We start from the raw sequence: 21347 nt of genomic DNA on the forward strand, positions 1-21347 counted from the left end.
CAAATCCTATGGCAAAACTCTTCGATCGCATTACGGAAGAACTGCAACAGTTTATTGCGATTCAACCGATCTTTTTTGTGGCAACTGCTCCTTTGAGCCGATCGGGGCATGTCAATATGTCCCCCAAAGGATTGGATAGTTTCCGAATTTTATCGCCCTATCAAGTGGCTTATTTAGACTTAACGGGGAGTGGCAACGAAACCTCGGCCCATCTCCAGGAAAATGGACGCATTACCTTCATGTTTTGCGCCTTCCAGGAACCGCCTTGCATCCTGCGGTTGTATGGTCAGGGTCGAGTTGTGTTGCCAGATACCCCAGACTGGCATGATCTTTATGCCAAATTTGTGCCGATTCCTGGAGCAAGGCAAATTATTGTGGCGGATATCTCACGAGTACAAACATCCTGTGGTTTGGGAGTCCCCCTGTTTGAGCATCAAGCCCAACGACAACATTTGGTCACTTGGGCAGACAAAAAAGGAGAACAGGGGCTCAAGGAATATCGCCAACTCAAAAATTCCGTGAGTGTGGACGGCTTACCCACTCCCTTAGGCAAGCACCGGCAAGATTAGTTACCAACGATTTGGTGTCCGGCTGCCACAATTAATTGCTTAAATGTTTCTTCCGAGGCTTTAGCTTCAACCGTTACGGTCTGAGCTTCTGTATCAATGTCAATTTTGGCATCAGGTTCAGAAGTCAGAATCGTTTCTTTCAGTTCTTGAGCCGCTTCAGGACTATTTAAGGTGGAAACTTTCAGTTTCAGTGCCATATATTTTTTATTGCTACAAATTACAGCTACATCTATTGTTGAGATGCTGTAGCAATTTGGCATGGTACTGAAGGTAGATCCTGCTAGCAACTTAAATGTTCGTAAAGTTTGGCATCAATTTCTATCTAACGATCGATTGACAAAACCGAGATAGATACACTGAAGCCATATTTCAGTTGATCTAGATAGTTTGTATGGAATCGCTCAAAAAGGCGTTAGGGTTATTCCTGGTTGGATTAACCTGTTTGGGGCTAGTTTTGGCAACTAATGTTCATACATTAGCGAGTCCAATTAGTAAGACACCCACTTTTGAAATCATCGCTCGATCGCCTACTCAAATCCCCACGGTTTCAGTTAGTCAACTACCACCAGAAGCTCGTAAAACCATCCAGTTAATTAAACAAGGAGGCCCGTTTCCTTATCGCAAAGACGGTACAGTATTCGGCAATCGGGAGGGCAAATTACCGGCGGCTCCTAGCGGATATTATCGGGAATATACTGTGCCTACTCCTGGTTCACCCGATCGCGGTGCCCGCCGGATTGTCACAGGGCAAAAGGGCGAATTTTACTATACCAAAGACCACTATCGCAGTTTTGTAAGAGTGAAATAAACGATGGAGCCATTAATTGCGATCCTGACGAATCAATCCCAGGCTGGAATCTATCAATTGAGTACAGAAGTGATATTTGAAGAGTTATTTAAGTGGTGTCAGCAGCAAGATTTCCAGTTAGTTTCTCTAGACGGTCAAACCATTACCAATAAATTAGAGTTTCTCAAAGCTTGCGCTCAAGCTATGGAATTTCCGCCATACTTTGGGTTAAATTGGGATGCGTTTGAAGATAGCCTGACTGATCTAGATTGGCTACCGGCTCAAGGATATGTTGTGTTATATGACTATCCAGAACGATTTGCTCAGGCAGATCCAGGCGAATGGGCAACCGCACTGGAGATTTTTCAAGCCGCGATCGAGTATTGGCAGGATGCCAATGTACCCATGTATATTCTGTTGAAAACCAGTAGTCCTAGCTTTGGTAACATAGCTAAAATTTAGGACGATCGTTGGAGCGATCGCCCTAATCAAAGCATTTAATTCAGTCCTGCTTAACCACCCCGACGCATGAATTGTTCTAACTCTTGAGTCCGATCTTGAGTCATGCGATCGACGCAAGTGCTGTAAACTAGGGGAGCCATTGAACCACCTTGAAAGCGATTTCTGGCAAACTGGCAATTGGTATCTCGGAATTTAATCCAGGCAAGTTGGGCATCAACTAATTGCTCTTCCATAGCCGTACCTTTATAGCTTGCCCGTACTCTTTGATAAACCTGATTTAACTTACGATCAGAGGCTTTCGCTTGCTCGGCAGCACAATAATTCATCTCCACCTGAGTTTGGGGATTTTGGCAATTCGGCTTCGGCGATTGGGCATGAGTGGGCAACAAACTCACGCTACCGAGTAATACAGCGATCGTACCGACTGTTAAAGCAATTGTGGGGCGTTTGTTTGGCATGATGAGAGAATAATAATTAGCTGATAATGAACAATGTTTGACTACTCAATAGTACCGAGCAATCAACGGCTCATTGATTAGCTTCAGTGTCATTTCATGCAATTTCGGTCAGTAGGGGAGCGATCGCTTGGATTACGGTTTAGCTATTCACACCGCCAGTCCCGATTTAGGATTAGCCATTAGCAATTTCGAGACAGATTCTCGTTGTCGATCGTGGGCATTAGGACGAGATACCTCAAATTTGTTGCATCAATATTTAGCCGATTTTCTATCCCCTCAAACCTGGCAGGATTTAGCCTTTATTGCTGTTGCTCAAGGTCCCGGTGGCTTCACAGGAACTCGGATTGGTGTCGTTACAGCTCGCACCCTTGCCCAACAATTGGATATTCCCTTATTTGCCATTTCTACCCTGGCTGCGATCGCTCATACCACGGCAATTCGCCATCCTGATGTGCTTCAGATCGCGGTAGAAATGCCTGCTCAACGCGGTGAAGTTTACGGAGCAATCTATCAGGTAGATGCAAAAGAGCGATCGCAGTTAGCTCCACTGTTGCCGGACACCGTAATGAGTTTGGCAGACTGGCAACAAACGTTAGCTAACTGGTCAGAACCTTATCATTTAACGCAAATATCGGGTGGTTTAGGTGATTCAGTGGCTAGCGTTTTAACCCTTGCCTTTGCCGAGTGGCAACAAGGAAAACGACCTGACTGGTCAGAAGCTCTCCCCTTTTACGGACAACATCCGGTAGATAAATGATTTGTTCAAATCTACTGAATTGACTGAATAAACTGATGAATTGCTTTCAAATACGAGTAGTTTCCAGGCTGATAAATCCTCACATGATCAGCATCCGGAATCAACAATAGTTGCTTCGGTTCAGAAGCAGCATTATACAACTGTTGACTCATATCAGAAGGTACAACAGAATCAGCCTGACCATGTAAAAACAACACAGGAATCCGCAGTGATCGAATTTTAGCGAGGGAATTAAATTTTTCAGTCAGTAGCAGATCGATCGGGAAAAGCTGCAATACCGTTCGATGTTTAATGACCTCAGCCATTGATGTAAATGAGCTTTGCATAATTAACCCACCCGCATCCGGATGCTTGATCGCTAAATCTAAGGCGATCGCTCCGCCTAATGATTCTCCATAAATCACAATTTGCTCAGATGGAATTCGACGGGTATGGCGTAAATAATTCCAGGCCGCTTGACTATCTTCATAAACCTGTAATTCATTAGGAAATGATCCCTGGCTTAGACCATAGCTGCGATAGTCAAACACCAGCACTGAAAAGCCCAGTTGCCGAAATGCTGACACTCTAGCCAAATAGTTGTAATCTCCCATATTTCGCCCCACTCCACACAAATACAACATGGTTTTGGGAGCAGTGAGAATATTCATCGGTTCATTTGGCAAAAGCGCAAACTTTTCCTGACGAGAGGGAGCAGGAATCCACCAAGCATGGAGACGCACCTGAGAGTCAGCGATCGGAATCCAAACCTCCTGATAAGGCAGATTGAAGGCTGGGGCACTCGGTAGCATTGCCAGTTGTGAGTTAGGACGGTAGATCAAATAACGTTGCCGCAAAAATAATAATAAACAGGTGGATAAGTAGGCGATTAAAAGCAGCATTACCACAATCAGAAATCGCTTCCATGATTTCAAGTTTCTGTTTAACCTACGAATCACAATTCTTACCTGAACTAAGCAACGTGCAATACTACAGCTAGAAAATCAGCCATACCGCAAAAATCGCTCAAAAAATTGGGCAGGACGATCGCCCTGCCCAATCAAGTTTTATCCAATTAGAATTTGTTGTCCTACAAAATATAGAGTAGGAAAAACAAAATAATCCAGATGACATCAACAAAGTGCCAGTAAATTTCGGCAGCTTCCACGCCAAAATGATTGGTATTCGAGTAATGATTCGGCTTCATCGATCGCCATAGTACCGCCAGAATTAGTAGCAGACCAAAACAAACGTGTAAGCCGTGGAATCCGGTCAGCACATAAAACGTACTGGCAAACAGATTCGTGGTTAGCCCAAACTCCAGATGGAAGTATTCATAAAGCTGTCCTGCCAGGAAGATAGCTCCCATGACCGCCGTAATGATGAACCATTTCCGCAGTCCCTTCACATCATTTTGTTTGATCGCTGTATCCGCATTGTGGATGACAAAACTACTAGAAATCAGAATGATGGTATTGATTCCCGGTAGCAGTAATTCCAGTTCCGGTGTGCCTTCAGGGGGCCACTCGGGACTAACTAAGCGGAAGGTTAGATACGCCATGAACAGCCCTAGAAAAATCATGCCTTCTGCAATCAGGAAGACAATGATGCCAAAAATGCGGTGATCCGGATGGTCGGCATGATGGTCAGCCGCACCTTCCGCATGGTAATTCAAAACAGTTTGGCTGGAATCGATCGTAGAACCTTGCATGAGCCTCCAAAATCCATCAGTCGCAACATTGGTCAAAGCCAAGCATTCGAGGTCATCCGAACACTTGGCAGATGGCTAAGGTTAGCCGCGATCGTCAGCGTTATCCTCTCGATCCTCTGGGTAAGCCGCCACCGCCGGATCGGGATCCGCCCGAAGCGCAGAGTTCGGTCCCGCCGCTAATACGGGATCACGTTCATCCGACAGTGGCACATCCACCGATTTCGCTCCATGCTCAAACCCGTAATCATAGGGACCCACGGTTAGTACAGGCTCCACTTCAAAGTTTTCGGTAGGAGGTGGCGAACTGATCGTCCATTCAAAGGTCAAGGCATTCCAGGGATTATTGGGGGCTTTCGGACCCGAAATCCAACTCCAAGCCGCATTCACAATAAACGGCAAGGTTGAAACTGCCAGGATATAGGTTCCGATCGTGCAAACCAAATTCAATGTCGTGAACTGGGGATCATATTCCGCCACCCGCCGATTCATCCCTTCCAGACCCAACTTATGCATGGGCATAAATGCCAGGTTGAAGCCAATCAGCGTCAGGGCAAAGTGAATTTTCCCCAGCGTTTCATTCATCATCCGTCCGGTCATCTTCGGGAACCAGTGATAGATCCCGGCATAGATGCCAAACACACTGCCACCGAACAAGACGTAATGCAGGTGCGCCACGACAAAATAGGTGTCATGAACGTGAATATCAAACGGTACTGAGGCAACCATCACCCCACTAATCCCGCCGATCACAAACATGGAAATAAAGCCCATGGCGAACAGCATGGCACTATTCAGCCGCAGCTTGCCGCCCCAAATGGTGGCTAACCAGCTAAATACCTTAATTCCGGTCGGTACGGCAATGATCATGGTGTTAATCATGAAAAACATCCGCAGCCAGGGAGGAGTGCCACTGGTAAACATGTGGTGCGCCCAGACAATCAACCCTAGAAAGCTAATCGCCAAACTGGAATATGCGATCGCCTTATAGCCAAAAATCGGCTTACGGGCATGAACGGGCAGAATTTCCGAGATCAAGCCAAAAATCGGCAGGATCATGATGTAAACAGCCGGGTGCGAGTAAAACCAGAACATGTGCTGGTAGACGATCGGATCACCGCCCCCCGTGGGATTGAAGAATGATGTGCCCACGATCAAATCAAATGCCAGCAGAATCAAGGCTCCGGCTAACACTGGAGTCGATAACAGCACCAATGCTGAAGTCGCCAACATCGCCCAGCAGAACAACGGCATCCGGTTCAAGGTCATGCCGGGAACGCGCATTAGCAGAATAGTGGTCAGGAAGTTAACCGCCCCCATAATTGAGGAGGTTCCCAGGATCAGGACACTGAGAATCCAGATGGCTTCCCCAGCTTTATTGACCACCAAACTCAACGGGGGATAGGATGTCCAACCTGCCGCCGGAGCCCCGACAAAGAAACTCGCTAGCAGCAAAATGCCCCCCGGCACAATCATCCAGAATGCCAGAGCATTTAACCGGGGAAATGCCATATCCTTTGCCCCAATCAGCAGGGGAATCAGAAAGTTGGCAAAGGCTCCGGTTCCGGCAGGCACAATCCACAGAAAGATCATCACCGTGGCATGAACGGTGAATAAACTGTTGTAAACTTCCCGGCTAACAAAATCGACTTCTGGGGTGGCAAGTTCCGTTCGCACCGCCGTCGCTAACGCCCCACCAATTAAGTAAAACAAAAACGTTGTGACCAGGTATTGAATCCCAATCACCTTATGATCCGTGTTGAAGGTAAAGTATTTGCGCCAGTTATTGCCCTCCGGGTCGGGATGGTGGGCAACAGCACCAACTGGCTCTTGGATAGCTTGGGTCATAAACGATTATCCGTATGAGAGTGGGCAACGGCAGGATGAAGCGGCTCTAGGGTTTGGGGCAAAACACCCAGATCGCGGACATAGGGAGCCAGAAACTGATCCGGGGTCTGCTCTTTAGCCGGAGTCATGTTGAGCGCGATCGCTTGCTCCAGCCCTGCACTACTGGCAACTTTTTGGCTGTCAATCCAAGCCGTAAATTCCTCTGGAGTTTGAGCAATGACTTTTGTTTTCATCGCCCCGTGATAGGGCCCACACAACTCGGCACAAATCACGGGATATTCACCCACTTTGCTGGGGATGAAGTGCAATTCACTGACGCGGCTGGGGATCGCATCTTGCTTCAACCGATATTCCGGCACCCAGAAGGCATGTAGCACATCATTCGCTTTAATGTTGAGACGAACAGGTTGTCCGACAGGGACATGCAGTTCTCCGGATGTCACACCACTATCGGGATAGGTGAAAATCCAGGCATACTGCAATCCGGCAACATCCACCACCAGTTCAGATTTACCGGATTGGGGATTTTCCATCGTTTTCCCTACCCCGGCTTTCGGTAATTGAATGCTGCCATCGGGTAAGGTTGCCGCGATCGCGGCTCCCGGCATAGATTGCATGTCAGCCATCGCCACTTGCTCAATGCGATGACCGTGGGCAACCGAGTGATCCGTTGGATCCAGGTTCAGCCCCCCCATCAGGTTGTAGACCTCAAAGCTGTAAACCGCTAACCCCAACACAATCACGGCTGGGATGGAAGTCCAGAGAATTTCCAGGGGAATATTGCCTTCCACTGGGGGCCCATCGGTATCGTCTCCAGGTTTGCGGCGAAAGCGAAAAATGGCAACCAGTAGTGTTCCCTGCACCAGCAGAAACAGCCCAGTGCCAATGGTGAGCATGGTGTTAAACAAGCCATCCACCAGAGGAGCTTCTTCGGAGGCCTGAACGGGTAATAGCCCGTGATTCTGACCATACCAGAGGCTAACCAGGGTCAACGCAATCCCTGCCAGCATCGTGATAATTGAACTTGGAATGTTCACAATTTATCTCCGCCTAGAACGTGTTCCAATATCTGCAAAACTTCCTTCAATCTGAAGAATTTCTTAAGAATTTTCCATCGATTAAATTGACCTACTCCTTGATCGACCATACGCCAGAAACAAGGATAGATAAACAGCCAAGCGATCGATGTTCTTCATGCCACCACAGTCACCTCAATCCGGTAGAACAGCCAGGAGTCTACTCAGGTATACCAGCTACACGGTAGAACAGGAGTTTAAAAGACAACATACTCCGAGTAATTTTCTTAATCTTTCTTCGGAACTTCTCAAGGGCATTGAAGAGGCTACTGCCTGATAGGTTAGCGCATCTGAAATCGAATCAGAATGTGTCACAAGTCACATCTAAAAATTTTTTCTCTGACAGAATAGCAAGAGTTAATTTAACTTTTGTCAAGTGAAATCCCAAAATGTAAACATGGCTACTTGCCTCTCCCTTTAGATAGAGTTCGGTACGCATTCCAAAGAAATCCCTAAAGGTTCTTGCATTCGGCAACAGGGTCATTAAAGTAATAGCTAACTACCGTGATTGTTTCGCTAAATTGAGGAAGGAGCGTCTGAATTGGGCTTGAGTCAATACTAGGGTATTAGTTAAGAAAAATTGATTTTTTGTACAGCAGGTTACTACACATGATCGATTTTGCCCCTTACCCATCCACTACTGAGCCATTGTCTCGTCCGCAGGTGTGGATTCGTCGCCTGGTATTGGGAATGGCGGCAGCAACCTTATTTTTAATGGCATTAGGAAGTGCAACCCGGGTGATGAACGCCGGACTGGCCTGCCCCGACTGGCCGCTCTGCTATGGGGAGTTGATCCCCCGCCAGCAAATGAACCTCCAAGTCTTTTTGGAATGGTTTCATCGATTGATTGCGTCGTCGATGGGACTGTTTGCGATCGGCCTGACCACCCTTTCCTGGTGGTATCGGCGCACTTTACCCCATTGGCTCCCCTGGGCAGCTACCTTCGCTCTGGGATTGGTCGTTTTCCAGGGCATTCTCGGTGGGCTCACCGTCACCCAACTGCTGCGGTTTGATATTGTCACCGCTCACCTGGGTACAGGCTTGTTGTTTTTCGTCACACTGCTGACGATCGGCATCGCCCTCTTGCCCTATCAAGGGGTCGGCACATCCGGCAAGTTACCCTGGATTGGTTTGATCGCCGCACTCCTGGTGTACGCTCAAAGCTTGCTAGGGGGGTTAGTAGCATCCCAATGGGCACTACACCAGTGTCTCGGCACAGCCAAACTTTGCCTGGTGATGAACAGCCATATTGCTGGAGTCGTTCCTGCCACTCTGGCAACCCTTGGCTTAGTAGTCTGGGCATGGCGCACTCCCGCCCTCCATCCGACTTTACGACGTTGGGCAACGATCGCGGGTAGCCTGGTCGGTGTCCAAATTTTGCTCGGAGTAGCCACCTTTAAACTACGGTTACAGGTTGAACCCTTAACTGTGGCTCACCAGGCGGTTGGTGCCATGTTGCTAGGGAGCCTGGTCATCTTCACTGTCCTGGCTTGGCGCGATCGGGTACTGGAATCTAGCGAACCCTCGGCGATCGCTTCCCCCGCGCCAGCGACACCCCCTTTAACTAACACTACCGATGGCCAGCCTGCCTAACCTTAGTTCAATCTTTGGTCTGTTCCTCACACCCTGGCTCACTCGTGAATTTGCTCCGATCCGGATCGGTTTTTATAGATGTGAACGGCGCACCTGCGATCGTGGTTCTCCAGTTCTGCGGTGCGTCTTTTTGGGAGGAAAACTGAATGCAAGAAACAACCCTGACTGTCAGCCCCCGGCACCACGAAAACCTGCTGCAAGTCATCCAGAGTTATTACCAACTCACCAAACCTCGGATTATTTTGCTGCTGTTAATTACTACCGCAGGCGGCATGTGGGTAGCGGCGGCAGGACAGGTTGATCCCGTGTTACTGCTCATTACGTTGATCAGTGGTGCCTTTGCGGCTGGATCAGCGAACACAATTAATTGTTTGTACGATCGCGATATCGATTACATCATGGAGCGGACTCGTCATCGTCCGTTACCCTCCGGACGAGTCCAGCCCCGCGATGCCCTCCTCTTTGCGATCGGTCTGGCGACCATTTCGTTTACCTTACTCACCGTCTTCGCTAACCTCCTAAGTGCCTGCCTCGCCATGTCAGGCATCGTATTTTACGTGCTGATTTATACTCACTGGCTGAAACGGCACAGCACTCAAAATATTGTGATTGGGGGAGCCGCAGGAGCCATTCCGCCCTTAGTCGGTTGGGCGGCGGTAACTGGAGAACTCAGTTGGGCAGCCTGGGTCTTATTCGCCATCATCTTTCTCTGGACTCCGCCCCATTTCTGGGCACTGGCGGTAATGATTCGGGAAGATTATGCCAAAGTCGGTGTGCCGATGTTGCCGGTGGTCGTCGGGGATGAACCCACCTCCCGCCAAATTTTCTACTACACCCTGGCTCTGATCCCAGTCACGTTATTACTGGTCTATCCCTTGCATGTGATGGGGGCAGTTTACTGTGGCATTGCGCTACTCCTCGGTGGGATTTTCGTCAAAAAAGCGTGGCAACTGATGCAAGCCCCATCAGATTTGCAAGTGGCACGATCGTTGTTTAAATACTCGATCCTGTACATGATGCTGCTCTGTGCAGGCATGGGCTTAGACAGCCTCCCCTGGACACATCAACTGACCGATGTGGTCGCCAGTAATATGCAACTACTCATTAGTGCTGTGCTACCAACTCAGGCTTAGCAGCTTTTTTGAGGACTTAATACCTTTACCCAAGGGCGATCGCGAGAGATTGCCCTTTTCTATCGCCATCGTCATCGATCATCGAACCTTGACAAGCCTCCCGGCAGACTAGAATAAAGATTGAGATTTGTATCATCAGGTGGGGTAAGTATGGCTCCCGCAGTGACGATCGAAAAGTTGCAAAAGCGGTATGGCAGCGTTGAAGCGGTCAAAGATGTCTCGTTACAGATCGAACCGGGCGAAATCTTTGGGTTACTGGGTCCAAATGGCGCTGGCAAAACTACAACGCTGCGGTGTCTGTGTACCTTGACAGAACCCGACACGGGAAAAATTGAAGTATCCGGAATTTCAGTGCTGAACAATCCCCGATCGGCGCGGCAGCATTTGGGCTATGTGGCGCAAGAAGTCGCGATCGATAAGGTGTTGACCGGACGCGAACTGCTACAACTGCAAGCGGCTCTATACCATCTGCCTAAAGCGATCGCTCAAGTCCGCATTGATTTGGTGATCCAGCGATTGGGGTTAGAGGATTATATTGATAAAAAAAGTGGCACGTACTCTGGGGGGATTCGTAAACGCTTGGACTTAGCGGCTGGATTGCTTCACCAACCGGATGTGCTGGTACTGGATGAACCCACCGTTGGCTTGGATATCGAGAGTCGGGTCGCCGTTTGGAACTTTCTGCGCCAAATCCGGGATGAGGGCACAACGGTTTTATTGACTAGCCACTATTTGGAAGAAGTCGATGCCCTGGCAGACCGAGTTGCGATTATCGATCAAGGCGTAGTGATTGCGGCGGGCACTCCATCCGAACTCAAGGATCAGGTGGGAGGCGATCGTATCACCCTACGGATTCGCGAATTCTCGCCCCTGGACGAAGCTGAACGAGCCAAGCAGTTGTTAGAATCCCTGCCAACGGTTCAGGAAGTGATCATTAACCATGCCCAGGGCAACTCCCTCAATCTAGTCGTGCAGCCCCAGAGCGATGCCCTGATGACAGTACAACAAGCGCTTCAAGCGGCGGGATTACCCACCTTTGGCATTGCCCAATCCCGACCCAGTCTGGATGATGTTTATTTAGCGGCTACGGGTCGTACCCTGTTAGATGCTGAAATTGCGGCAGCCGGGAGCCGGGACGAAAAAGCCGAGCGGAAAAAGAGTATGAGGTAACGCGATGAGTACTACAGTTACGCCATCCAAGCTAAATCCCACGATCGCCGATGCCACGTTAGCGCCAGCCAGCCCATTAAGTGAGTTTTGGCAGGAAACTAGCGCCCTAACGAAACGGCTGTTTATTCAATTGCAACGTCGTCCTTCTACCCTGATTGCCGGGATCATTCAACCCTTAATGTGGTTGATTTTATTTGGTGCCCTGTTCCAGAATGCCCCGCAAGACTTGTTTGGCTCTGATATTCGCTATGGGCAGTTTCTTGGGGCTGGGGTGATCGTCTTTACTGCCTTTGGTGGGGCGTTGAATGCTGGACTGCCAGTGATGTTCGATCGCGAGTTTGGCTTTTTGAATCGGTTATTAGTCGCCCCCCTAACTTCTCGGTATTCGATCGTCTTAGCTTCCGCCATTTTCATCACCGTCATGAGCCTGATCCAAACTACAGCCATCATTGCGATGGGTGCCGCCCTGGGTTCCGGATTACCCAACTTACCGGGATTGCTACTGGTGGGCGCGATCGTCCTACTCCTTGTGGTCGCAGTGACGGCTCTCAGTTTAGGGCTGGCATTTTCCCTGGCTGGACATATTGAACTGATTGCCGTGATTTTTGTCACCAATTTACCCCTGCTGTTTGCCAGCACCGCTTTAGTACCGCTCTCCTTTATGCCCACCTGGTTGCAATGGGTGGCAACGTTGAATCCGCTCAGTTATGCGATCGAGCCAATTCGGTATGTCTACCTGCATCCCGATTGGTCATTCAGTAGCATCGTCATGCAAGCTCCTTGGGGATCCGTCAGTTTAGGCAGTGCGCTCCTCGTGCTACTGGGATTTGCTGGAGTAGCGCTGCTCAGCATCCAACCTCGGCTACGCCAAGCGTTTGCTTAATTACGGGAGCAAATCAGGAGTGCATTCGTCTGGGCTAAAGAACACGCTAAATTGATAATGAACCTACCGTTGGGTTGGAGGAGTTGACCTGAGATGACCATGAAATTAACCACATCAACCGATATCCGTCGATCGACCCTACTGGCGATCGGTCTGCTAGCAGGGATGGGAGTCAGCCTGGGCATACTCTCTCCGGTCATGGCAAATCCAAACACCCCCCAACCGCTTCAGGACTTCCAAAACCCTGATAAATCCTCTGACCCCTTTAGCAGTCGAGGGGGACAAAGTGGAGTGATGGATTTTATCCATCGTGCCATGCAGGGGGGTGGTCGCAGCATTGACGAGTTTAGTGCCGACCAGGGCGAAAACCTGGATTCCGCCATGACCGAGTTTCGTAAGCAACAACAGGCAGAACTCCGCAAACGGCGGCAGGCTCAGTCTGAGACAACTACTCCGATTCCTGGGGCTACCCCTGAAGGCAGCGAAGGAACAAGTTCTGTCACCCCTTAACTCCTGGCAAAAGCCTGGATTTGACCACGGGATTGAGCCAGTATTGGTGGTAATCTGGAGGATTACGGGGTAATTAGGCTAATATCTTCAGCCCTGTTCTCACCCCGATCGCATCGTTCCTCCTACCGCTTACTGGTTTCAGTTCCTTTTTGTCCTATGGAAAATTTTCTGCCGATCGCCTACCTGCAAAACCAATTTCTGCCCTTTACAGAGGCTAAAGTTTCTGTCGCTACCCATGCTCTACACTACGGTACGGCAGCGTTTGGTGGGTTGCGCGGCATTCCTGACCCCGAAAATCCCCAACGAGTGTTACTGTTTCGCCTTGATCGCCACTGTCAACGGTTAAGTGCCAGTGCCAAATTGTTGCAATACGAGTTACCTGCCAGTCAAATTCAAGATCTGATTGTTGACTTTGTGCAAAAGAACAAACCCAGCACCTCGTTTTACATTCGTCCGTTGGTATACAGTTCTGGTTTAGGCATCTCTCCCCGTTTGCATAACATTGAAAAAGATTTTTTGATTTACGGGCTAGAAATGGCGGATTACCTGCCCCCCGGTGGCGTATCCTGCCGGATTAGCTCCTGGTATCGCCAGGAAGATCGGAGTTTTCCGTTGCGGGGCAAAATCAGTGCCGCTTACATCACCTCATCCCTCGCTAAAACCGAAGCCGTCGCCTCCGGCTTTGATGAAGCCATCATGATGAATTCTCAGGGCAAAGTCAGCGAAGCCTCGGGGATGAATATCTTTATTGTTCGCAATGGTAATTTAATTACACCGGGATTTGAGCAGGACATTTTAGAGGGAATTACCCGGGATAGTGTGCTGACGATCGCCCGCGAATTCGGTATCCCCATTCAGGAGCGTCCCGTCGATCACTCGGAACTCCTGATTGCCGATGAAGTGTTTCTCTGTGGCACTGCCGCCAGAATTGCTCCGGTAAAACGGATTGAAAATTACGTCCTGCCAGACGATCGCCCCATTACCCAAACCTTACAAACCAAACTGACGGCGATTACCGAAAACCGCGACGATACCTATCGGCAGTGGGTCTTCCCGATCGAGATTGGGGGCTTCTAGACCAGGCAAGCGTTAGCGCGATCGAGGGAACAGGCTATCCCTCAGAATGGTTACAGATCCTCAGGATATCTCCTTCCACTGTCAGCCGCTCCCTTCAGGATGGGATTAGCCGGTGGAGAGGTATCGCCATAGGACTCGGAGGCAGTCGGAGCATGGTTAGAAATGACGCTTGCCTCTGCCAGTTGCTTTGGACGTAGATACAGGTTATCTAGTAACACCCCCGCTCCAGCAATCCAGGGCGGCACAATCAATGCTCCCAACACCCCTAATACTTGAGTGCCACCCAACACGGCTAAAAATACATAAAGCGGATGCAGCTTAACTGATGACCCAATCACCAGGGGGGTGAGAATATTACCCTCCAGGTTTTGCACAATCACAAACAGCAGTAGCACCCATAACCAGGTCAATCCTCCGGTAGCTAGCCCCACAATTAAGGCAGGAATCGCCCCAACAACAGGACCAACCAACGGCACCAAATTGGCAAATCCCGCAATTACCCCCAGTGCCAGGGCAAACTCTGATAGCCCCAAAAACTTTAGCCCAACCGTAATTACCACCCCTAGGATCAGGGAAACAATCACGCGTCCGGCGATAAAGCCGCCCATCCGTTCGCTCACGGGCTTCACCTGTTCTAGCAACCGTTCGTTCCAGGGATAGGGAAATAGCTCGACCAGTTGGGCGATCAGGACTTTGCTGCTGGTCACCATGTAGGCAGACAATAGCAACACCAGAATGCCGCTAAAGACCACCCAAACGACTCCTCGGGTCAAGTCATACGATCGCAGTACCACCTGCCGACTGGAACGAATTGCCCAGTTAGTTAAATCCTGGGGATTGAGAATTTTGGCTAATAAATCAGGCTGACTGGTATTCACCTGACTGGTGACATCTTGAAGCCAAAGGTACAGACTTTCGGAATAGGCAGGTAGGCTACTGATCAAGCGTTGGGTTTGCTGCACCACCGTGGGCCCAATCAGCAACCCTAAGCCGACAAACCCCCCGATCGACACCAGATAAATCGTCACTACGGCAAGCCAGCGAGGAATGCGAAGGTTTTCCGCCCAATCGACGATCGGGGCGATCGAGGAGGCAAGTACCACAGAAACCATCACCACAATGACGAGTTCCCGGAGTTGCCAGAGCATCACCAGCAGCACTACCGCCAGTAGGGCGCTAACAATGGTAGAGAGAGAAATTGTAATGCGCTGTTCGGACATAAATAGAAAAAGTAAGCGGCAACGGGGAAGGGCTAGAAAGATTTTAGCCCCTATCGCTCTACCCTAATGGCGATGCCAACGAGTCTCACCTCCCGGTTGGTCGATTAAGGTAATTCCCTGGGCTTGCAGTTCGTTACGAATGCGATCGCCTTCCGCAAAATTCTTGGCTTTCCGGGCGGCTTGCCGTTGTTGAATCAACGCCTCAATCTCGGCTTCACTCAGACCAGTCGCGACACTGCTATCACTGCTAACCTCTGTCAATTCCGGATCCGACACGCTACTGACCTCCAGACCCAGTACCTGACCAAGACACAGGAGTGTTTGCCATTTTGGTTGAAGGTGTTCAACGGGTAGGTCAGACTGCCCGGTATGCACCAATACATTGCCTGTCCGGCGTAAATCCTTGGCTAATTCAAACAACACTGCAATGGCAATGGGAGTATTGAAGTCATCATCCATCGCGGTATTAAACCGATCAACACTTGTTTGATCAAGAGTATCTAGATCAGACCAACCGGGCAACTGTTCAAAGTTCACCCGATATTTCAGAGCTTCCTTCAGCGTATTCCAGCCATTTTCCGCCGCCGAAATTGCCTCCTCCGTAAAGTCGATCGGACTCCGATAGTGGGCTTGCAGGACAAACAACCGCACCACCATCGGATCGGTGGTTTCCAGTAATGAGCGAATTGTGGTGAAATTCTTCAGGGACTTGGACATTTTATCGCCGCGAATTTTCACAAACCCGTTATGCATCCAGACGTTCGCTAAGGGTTGGGATAATGCCGCTTCGGATTGAGCAATCTCATTTTCATGATGGGGGAAGACCAGATCCTCACCCCCACAATGAATATCAATGCGATCGCCTAACCACTCCCGTACCATTGCCGAGCATTCAATATGCCAGCCCGGACGACCTTTACCCCAGGGCGAATCCCATTCCGGTTCACCGGGTTTTGCCGCTTTCCACAAGGCAAAATCTAACGGATGGCGTTTCTTGGCGACCGCCTCAGACTCTAGCCGTTCACTGGCTCCCGCTTCCATTTGCTCTAGCTTCCGTCCCGATAACTTACCGTAGTCCGGGAAGCGCTCTACCGCATAATAAACATCCCCAGCAACGGCATAGGCATAGCCGCGATCGATCAAGGTTTTAATCAACTCGATCATTTGGGGAATCACATCAGTAGCTTTGGGATAGGCATCGGCAGGCAAAATATTCAGCCGCCCCATGTCTTCCTGATACGCTTCGATGTATTTGCGGGTGATCTCCTGCCAGGGCAGATTTTCTTCCTGCGATCGCCGAATAATCTTGTCATCAATATCCGTAAAGTTCTGGACGTACTGCACTTGATAGCCGCGCCATTGTAGGTAACGTCGCACCGTATCCCAAACGATATAAGAGCGGGCATGACCCAAATGGCAATAGTCGTACACCGTCACCCCGCAGCAATACATCCGGACGGTTCCGGCGGCGATCGGTTCAAACGGTTTCTTGTCGCGGGTGAGTGTGTTGTAAATAGTCAGGGTCATACAATTCGGAGCACCAAGTACAGATTGGCAATGGTAAGGTAGGGGTATGCAGGAGGTATATCCCCTCATGGGGCGATCGTACTCCCTCCCAACTCATATTCTCTGACGTTTCGGACAACCGCGCTATGCAGTCAGCAGCAGTCGATTCTTCCACAATGGAAGCTCCCAAGGTTGGCTTACCTGTCACTATCATTACAGGCTTTTTAGGGAGCGGCAAAACTACTCTGCTTAACCATATTCTGACCAATCAGCAGGGAGTCAAGACCGCTGTTTTAGTCAACGAATTTGGCGAAATTGGCATCGATAATGAGTTAATTATCACCACCGAAGACGACATGGTGGAACTCAGTAATGGCTGTATTTGCTGCACGATCAATAATGATCTGGTCAATGCTGTCTATAAAGTTCTGGAGCGTAAGGATGCCGTAGATTATCTGGTGGTCGAAACCACAGGACTTGCCGATCCACTACCTGTCGCCTTGACATTTTTGGGCACAGAATTACGGGATATGACCCGGCTAGACTCGATTATTACCGTAGTCGATGCCGAAAACTTTAGTCTGGATTTATTCAACAGTCAGGCAGCATTGAGCCAGATTACCTACGGAGATATCATTCTGCTGAATAAAGCCGATCTGGTTGATGAGGCTGTCCTGGATTCGCTGGAAGTCCGCATCCGGGATATGAAAGAAGGCGCTAGAATTCTCCGCACCGTGAAAGGGCAAGTGCCCTTGGGGATGCTCCTGAGTGTAGGGCTATTTGAGTCAGATCAGTATTTTGATACTGAGGCCGAAGCGGATGATCATGATCATCACCATCACCACGATCATGACCATCACGAGCATGATGATCATTTCGCCTGCGATCATGATCATGGGCAGTGTGTTCACGATCATGACCATGACCACCACCATCATGATCACCACCATCACCACCACTCCAATCACCTGGAAAATGATGGTTTTACCTCAATTTCCTTCCAGAGCGATAAACCCTTTGATATTAAGAGATTCCAGCATTTTCTCGATCACCAACTGCCGGTCAATGTCTTTCGGGCAAAGGGTATCCTCTGGTTCAAAGAAAGTCCCAAGCGCCATATCTTTCACCTCAGCGGCAAGCGGTTTTCCCTGGATGATACCGAGTGGAAAGATACTCCCAAAAACCAGTTAGTCCTGATTGGTCAGGATTTAGACCACAGCAAACTGCGGGAACAACTGGAACACTGTCTCACCCTGCCAGCCGAACACCGGGGTAAAGGATTCGGGCGGTAGGATCACTTGTGAATCCCGATCGCCAGGTGATCGTCTGCCAGTACATTAACTGCCGTAACAACGGTTCAGAGCAAGTGCTGGCAGCATTCCAGTTACAGGCAATTCCTGAGGTGACCGTGGTTGCCAGTGGTTGTCAGGGACAATGCAATATGGGGCCCACGGTGCGTGTATTACCCGATGAAATCTGGTACTGCCGCGTCCAGCCTGAGGATGTTTCAGCGATCGTCACTCAACATTTGCAAGCCGGTCAACCCGTCGATCGCCTGTTACATCCTCGTTTTCATCCCCGTCCTTAAAGCGATCGCTCTAATTCACCCTCGGGCAACTGTCCCCGGTACCCCGTAATAATGCGGCTGCCATCCTTAAGGATATGAATTTCTACCTGATCACTTGCCCAGGTAATGTTATCCTGAAACGCTGGATTAAACACATGCACTCGTTGGTTCGTTGATGACACTGGGGAATCGGGTGAGTTGACGGCAAGCGCTTCCACATACGCCCCATCAATCAAAATATCGAGTTGGTCGAGTAAGTCTTGGGCTCCGGCGGGGGCATAGTCACCTTGCAATTGTTCTAACGTAAATCCCGTAAACGACATAACGTTTAAGCCTGCTGCTTTGACTTTGCGGGCTAAACTGGCTAAGGCAGGAGCCTGCCAAAACGGTTCCCCCCCCGAAAAGGTGACTCCCTCATTGCGAGAATTCTCCAGAATGCGATCGACGAGGGTATCCACTGCCACCAGTTCCTTAATCTCAAACGACCAGGACTCCGGATTAAAGCACCCGGTACATTCCCGCAAACAGCCCTGTACCCAAATCACCGCTCGACAACCGGGCCCATTCACTTCCGACTCATCCACATAGCCCATAATATTCAGGTAGCCCGGGGGAATCTCTAAGAGGGACAGATAAGGATTCACTTTAGGGGTTGACATGGATAGCACTCCTTTAACTATTAATCGCCCAACGCACAGGAATTTGGGTTTCTTGATAAATGCGATCGCCGAATTCCCGTAACACTTGTGTACTGACTGGCTGAAATGACTGCACCGGGTAGCAGAATTCCGTTACCTGATTGCTACGGGCATCGACTTGATGCCCTAGAGGTCGGGGACGGGTGGGAGTATTCAGTTGAATTTCATTCGGAGCTAATTCCCGCATCAACCGAATATATTCACTCTGGTTATAGTCACTCCAGGCAGACAGCATCATCGTTTGAATCGCGAGATACCCCTGATACTGATGGCGAAACTCCTCAATCCCTAGCCACAGTTCTAATAAATCCATCTCTGGTAGCGGGCGATTCACCCAGCGAAATTGTTCCGCTGAAATCGCATCCACTTTAACCACCACTTGATCCGCGATCGCCAATTCCGCTCGCACATCCGGATCATGCAGCAATGTGCCATTCGTTAGCACAATCACCGGCTTGCTAATTAATGCCTTAATCGCCGACAAAATTGTCCCCAGGTTAAGCGCCAGAGTCGGTTCACCACTGCCACTCAGGGTGACTACATCCACATGATGCCAGGGCGCATGAAACTGGAGATCCCACAAAATTCGAGCGGTGGATACAAAAATCTGACGGTCACAGGACTTTTGATCAATGCCACCTAACTGGCAGTATACGCAGTCAAACGGACAGGTAGACGTAAACCCGATTGGATCAATCCCCAGCGATCGCCCAAACCGCCATGATTCCACCGGTCCATATACCGGACTCAGACAAGCTTCGATCGGGACACTATATGAAGTAGTTGATGAAGACAATGCTCCCTCCCGGTGCAAGTCCTGAAACGCCTTGATCAAGTTACTAACTTAAAATTGTGAGGAACTTATGAGGGAGAGAGGGAGCAGTGGGAAAAGCGAGGCTGGCAGAGCTACTGTTCTAATGCATTGATCCGCTGCCACCAGCGATTTAGGGGGAAGTAGACAATCGGTGCCCACAGGCTACTGAGAATGGCGGAACTGAGAGCAATTAACTGATGGTACGTCCAAATATCAATCAATGAGCGATCGCCGCGAATACTGTACTGGATCGCCGTCACCGTTTCAGCCAGCACCGCCATGCCAAACGCGATCAATGCCACTGAAATAAAATCTTCTTGTAAGTAACGTTCTTTGCGCAGCCGAGCCGTGAGAATCCCCACCAGCATCAAGCTAAAAATATGGGTCGGTGCATGGGCAGTCATGCCATCTTGAATCAACCCCAACACTAACCCGGCGATCGCTCCCTGAAACACGGTGCGCTTGACACTCCAGGTCACGACCCAAATCAGCAACCAGTTAGGGGCGATCCCTGCCAGTTCCATTCCCGGTAATCGCGTCGGCAAGATCAATAAACACAGTAACACTGAGCCTACTGTCACCGCACCATTCAGGAGTAGCCGTTTCGTCGGATCATCCCGCAACACACTAAAAAAATTACGCTTGAACATCACGGCTCAGAAGAGGAATCATCGGGAGTCGGTAAAGACTGGGTATGGGGATAAATTACCACCCACTCCAAAGAACTCATCGGCGTAGACAATTCTACAACCGCTTCTGGGGCGGGACTTTTACTCAAATCAACCGACTCAATCCGCCCGATCGGCAAGCCCGCCGGAAATAGCTGACTCAATGCCGACGTGGTCACCACATCGCCCCGGCGCACATCAGGCACTTTATCAAAAAACTCCATCACCGCGCGGTTAGAAGATTTTCCCCGGATATAGCCCATATAGCGGCTGCGGCTGACGGTCACCCCCGCCTGACTGGATGGGTCACTTAAGAGCAAGACTCGGCTCGTATTGGGTGTAACACTGACTACACGCCCTACCACCCCCCCCGGAGCCGTCACGATATAGCCCACCTTCACCCCATCCTGGCTACCACGACCCAAAATCATGTGTTGCCACCAGTGATCCGCACTCCGACCAACGACAGGTGCCGCCACACCCGATTTGGAGTTTTTAGACACATAGCCCAAAAGCTCCTTCAGTCGTTGATTTTGACTTTCCATTTCCGTCAGCCGTTGCTGCAACTCAGCCATCTGGGCGTTGAGCAACAAGGTTTGCTTCTCAGGATTGGCTTGAAACGGGCGAGTAAAAAGCTGATAGACCTCAAATAGAACAGCGCCTTGGGTCTGTCGCAGGAGCAAAGCGCCCCCCAGAGCCAGACTGACCAAAACAATCTGTAGTCGGTGTCGATCCCACCAGCGACGCAGTGTATACATTCAAAGAGAAGGGTAGCTGGGTTTGGAGACAAGCAAGGTGGCAATTGAGCGATCTTCAGCGAATCAGGTTGCCATCAACCGTGATTAATGATCCTCAACAAGAACT

General features: G+C 49.8%; 24 protein-coding genes. 12 read left to right on the forward strand and 12 right to left on the reverse strand.

The window, feature by feature from the left end; all coding sequences use genetic code 11:
• Window positions 1–8: 8 nt before the first annotated feature.
• Window positions 9–569, forward strand: coding sequence for a pyridoxamine 5'-phosphate oxidase family protein (locus ACN4EK_RS11990; RefSeq protein ID WP_431658119.1), 561 nt, complete (start codon window positions 9–11; stop codon window positions 567–569).
• Here the strand turns inward: ACN4EK_RS11990 and ACN4EK_RS11995 are convergent.
• Entirely contained in the window at window positions 566–766 is a 201-nt protein-coding gene (locus ACN4EK_RS11995) for a heavy metal transport/detoxification protein (protein WP_431658120.1), read from the reverse strand. The two genes, ACN4EK_RS11990 and ACN4EK_RS11995, sit on opposite strands and share 4 nt — an antisense overlap.
• A 194-nt stretch (window positions 767–960) precedes the next feature.
• Between ACN4EK_RS11995 and ACN4EK_RS12000 the strand changes: the two genes are divergently transcribed.
• Both ACN4EK_RS12000 and ACN4EK_RS12005 read left to right on the forward strand, forming a co-directional pair.
• Window positions 961–1377: a guanyl-specific ribonuclease gene (locus tag ACN4EK_RS12000; RefSeq protein WP_431658121.1), complete on the forward strand. Its 417-nt coding sequence runs from the start codon at window positions 961–963 to the stop codon at window positions 1375–1377.
• Between the two features lie 3 nt (window positions 1378–1380).
• Window positions 1381–1818, forward strand: a complete 438-nt coding sequence (locus ACN4EK_RS12005; RefSeq protein WP_431658122.1) for a barstar family protein — start codon at window positions 1381–1383, stop codon at window positions 1816–1818.
• Between the two features lie 50 nt (window positions 1819–1868).
• Here ACN4EK_RS12005 and ACN4EK_RS12010 read toward each other — a convergent pair whose 3' ends face one another.
• Entirely contained in the window at window positions 1869–2276 is a 408-nt protein-coding gene (locus ACN4EK_RS12010) for a lysozyme inhibitor LprI family protein (RefSeq protein ID WP_431658123.1), read from the reverse strand.
• Window positions 2277–2403: 127 nt separating this feature from the next.
• Between ACN4EK_RS12010 and tsaB the strand changes: the two genes are divergently transcribed.
• Window positions 2404–3033, forward strand: coding sequence for a tRNA (adenosine(37)-N6)-threonylcarbamoyltransferase complex dimerization subunit type 1 TsaB (tsaB, locus tag ACN4EK_RS12015; RefSeq protein ID WP_431658124.1), 630 nt, complete (start codon window positions 2404–2406; stop codon window positions 3031–3033).
• 11 nt (window positions 3034–3044) lie between these two features.
• On the opposite strand, the gene ACN4EK_RS12020 is transcribed toward tsaB, so the two are convergent.
• The 4 genes from ACN4EK_RS12020 to ACN4EK_RS12035 all read right to left on the reverse strand — a co-directional run bounded on the left by ACN4EK_RS12020 (window position 3045) and on the right by ACN4EK_RS12035 (window position 7605).
• On the reverse strand, window positions 3045–3914 hold the full coding sequence (locus ACN4EK_RS12020; RefSeq protein ID WP_431658125.1) for an alpha/beta hydrolase: 870 nt from the start codon (window positions 3912–3914) through the stop codon (window positions 3045–3047).
• 188 nt (window positions 3915–4102) lie between these two features.
• On the reverse strand, window positions 4103–4723 hold the full coding sequence (locus tag ACN4EK_RS12025; protein WP_431658126.1) for a cytochrome c oxidase subunit 3: 621 nt from the start codon (window positions 4721–4723) through the stop codon (window positions 4103–4105).
• A gap of 81 nt (window positions 4724–4804) precedes the next feature.
• Window positions 4805–6568 (reverse strand): cytochrome c oxidase subunit I, encoded by a 1764-nt coding sequence (ctaD, locus tag ACN4EK_RS12030; RefSeq protein ID WP_431658127.1) that lies wholly within the window; start codon window positions 6566–6568, stop codon window positions 4805–4807.
• On the reverse strand, window positions 6565–7605 hold the full coding sequence (locus tag ACN4EK_RS12035; RefSeq protein ID WP_431658128.1) for a cytochrome c oxidase subunit II: 1041 nt from the start codon (window positions 7603–7605) through the stop codon (window positions 6565–6567). The genes ctaD and ACN4EK_RS12035 overlap by 4 nt, the downstream gene beginning before the upstream one ends.
• Before the next feature lie 648 nt (window positions 7606–8253).
• Between ACN4EK_RS12035 and ACN4EK_RS12040 the strand changes: the two genes are divergently transcribed.
• The 6 genes from ACN4EK_RS12040 to ACN4EK_RS12065 all read left to right on the forward strand — a co-directional run bounded on the left by ACN4EK_RS12040 (window position 8254) and on the right by ACN4EK_RS12065 (window position 14010).
• A complete protein-coding gene (locus ACN4EK_RS12040; protein ID WP_431658129.1) occupies window positions 8254–9237 on the forward strand; it encodes a COX15/CtaA family protein in 984 nt (327 codons plus the stop codon).
• A 146-nt stretch (window positions 9238–9383) separates the two neighbouring features.
• The gene (locus ACN4EK_RS12045; RefSeq protein ID WP_431658130.1) at window positions 9384–10370 is read left to right on the forward strand and encodes a heme o synthase; all 987 of its coding nucleotides are present in this window, start codon (window positions 9384–9386) and stop codon (window positions 10368–10370) included.
• 150 nt (window positions 10371–10520) lie between these two features.
• Complete coding sequence (locus ACN4EK_RS12050; protein ID WP_431658131.1) at window positions 10521–11540, forward strand: ABC transporter ATP-binding protein; 1020 nt, start codon at window positions 10521–10523, stop codon at window positions 11538–11540.
• A gap of 4 nt (window positions 11541–11544) precedes the next feature.
• Window positions 11545–12423 (forward strand): ABC transporter permease, encoded by an 879-nt coding sequence (locus tag ACN4EK_RS12055; protein WP_431658133.1) that lies wholly within the window; start codon window positions 11545–11547, stop codon window positions 12421–12423.
• A 93-nt stretch (window positions 12424–12516) separates the two neighbouring features.
• Window positions 12517–12933 carry a hypothetical protein gene (locus ACN4EK_RS12060; protein ID WP_431658134.1) on the forward strand — a complete coding sequence of 139 codons (417 nt, stop codon included), beginning with the start codon at window positions 12517–12519 and terminating at the stop codon, window positions 12931–12933.
• A 156-nt stretch (window positions 12934–13089) separates the two neighbouring features.
• Window positions 13090–14010, forward strand: a complete 921-nt coding sequence (locus ACN4EK_RS12065; protein ID WP_431658135.1) for a branched-chain amino acid transaminase — start codon at window positions 13090–13092, stop codon at window positions 14008–14010.
• A 50-nt stretch (window positions 14011–14060) separates the two neighbouring features.
• Here the strand turns inward: ACN4EK_RS12065 and ACN4EK_RS12070 are convergent, their stop codons facing one another.
• Together ACN4EK_RS12070 and cysS are read right to left on the reverse strand one after the other, a co-directional pair.
• Window positions 14061–15230, reverse strand: coding sequence for an AI-2E family transporter (locus ACN4EK_RS12070; protein ID WP_431658136.1), 1170 nt, complete (start codon window positions 15228–15230; stop codon window positions 14061–14063).
• Between the two features lie 63 nt (window positions 15231–15293).
• The gene (gene cysS / locus ACN4EK_RS12075) at window positions 15294–16757 is read right to left on the reverse strand and encodes a cysteine--tRNA ligase (protein ID WP_431658137.1); all 1464 of its coding nucleotides are present in this window, start codon (window positions 16755–16757) and stop codon (window positions 15294–15296) included.
• Window positions 16758–16882: 125 nt separating this feature from the next.
• On the opposite strand from cysS, the gene ACN4EK_RS12080 reads away from it, so the two are divergent.
• Together ACN4EK_RS12080 and ACN4EK_RS12085 are read left to right on the forward strand one after the other, a co-directional pair.
• The gene (locus tag ACN4EK_RS12080) at window positions 16883–18028 is read left to right on the forward strand and encodes a CobW family GTP-binding protein (RefSeq protein WP_431658138.1); all 1146 of its coding nucleotides are present in this window, start codon (window positions 16883–16885) and stop codon (window positions 18026–18028) included.
• Window positions 18029–18036: 8 nt separating this feature from the next.
• Window positions 18037–18324, forward strand: a complete 288-nt coding sequence (locus ACN4EK_RS12085; RefSeq protein WP_431658139.1) for a (2Fe-2S) ferredoxin domain-containing protein — start codon at window positions 18037–18039, stop codon at window positions 18322–18324.
• On the opposite strand, the gene ACN4EK_RS12090 is transcribed toward ACN4EK_RS12085, so the two are convergent.
• The 4 genes from ACN4EK_RS12090 to mreC form a co-directional block, all read right to left on the reverse strand.
• Window positions 18321–18962 (reverse strand): 4Fe-4S single cluster domain-containing protein, encoded by a 642-nt coding sequence (locus ACN4EK_RS12090; RefSeq protein ID WP_431658141.1) that lies wholly within the window; start codon window positions 18960–18962, stop codon window positions 18321–18323. The two genes, ACN4EK_RS12085 and ACN4EK_RS12090, sit on opposite strands and share 4 nt — an antisense overlap.
• Window positions 18963–18975: 13 nt before the next feature.
• A complete protein-coding gene (locus ACN4EK_RS12095; RefSeq protein ID WP_431658142.1) occupies window positions 18976–19797 on the reverse strand; it encodes a radical SAM protein in 822 nt (273 codons plus the stop codon).
• A gap of 110 nt (window positions 19798–19907) precedes the next feature.
• Window positions 19908–20465, reverse strand: coding sequence for a rod shape-determining protein MreD (mreD, locus tag ACN4EK_RS12100; RefSeq protein ID WP_431658143.1), 558 nt, complete (start codon window positions 20463–20465; stop codon window positions 19908–19910).
• Entirely contained in the window at window positions 20465–21241 is a 777-nt protein-coding gene (gene mreC, locus ACN4EK_RS12105) for a rod shape-determining protein MreC (protein ID WP_431658144.1), read from the reverse strand. Before mreC ends, mreD begins: the two co-directional genes overlap by 1 nt.
• Window positions 21242–21347: the final 106 nt, after the last annotated feature.

The sequence above is a fragment of the Pantanalinema rosaneae CENA516 genome, assembly GCF_050753385.1.
Taxonomy (GTDB): Bacteria; Cyanobacteriota; Cyanobacteriia; order Leptolyngbyales; family Leptolyngbyaceae; genus Pantanalinema; species Pantanalinema rosaneae.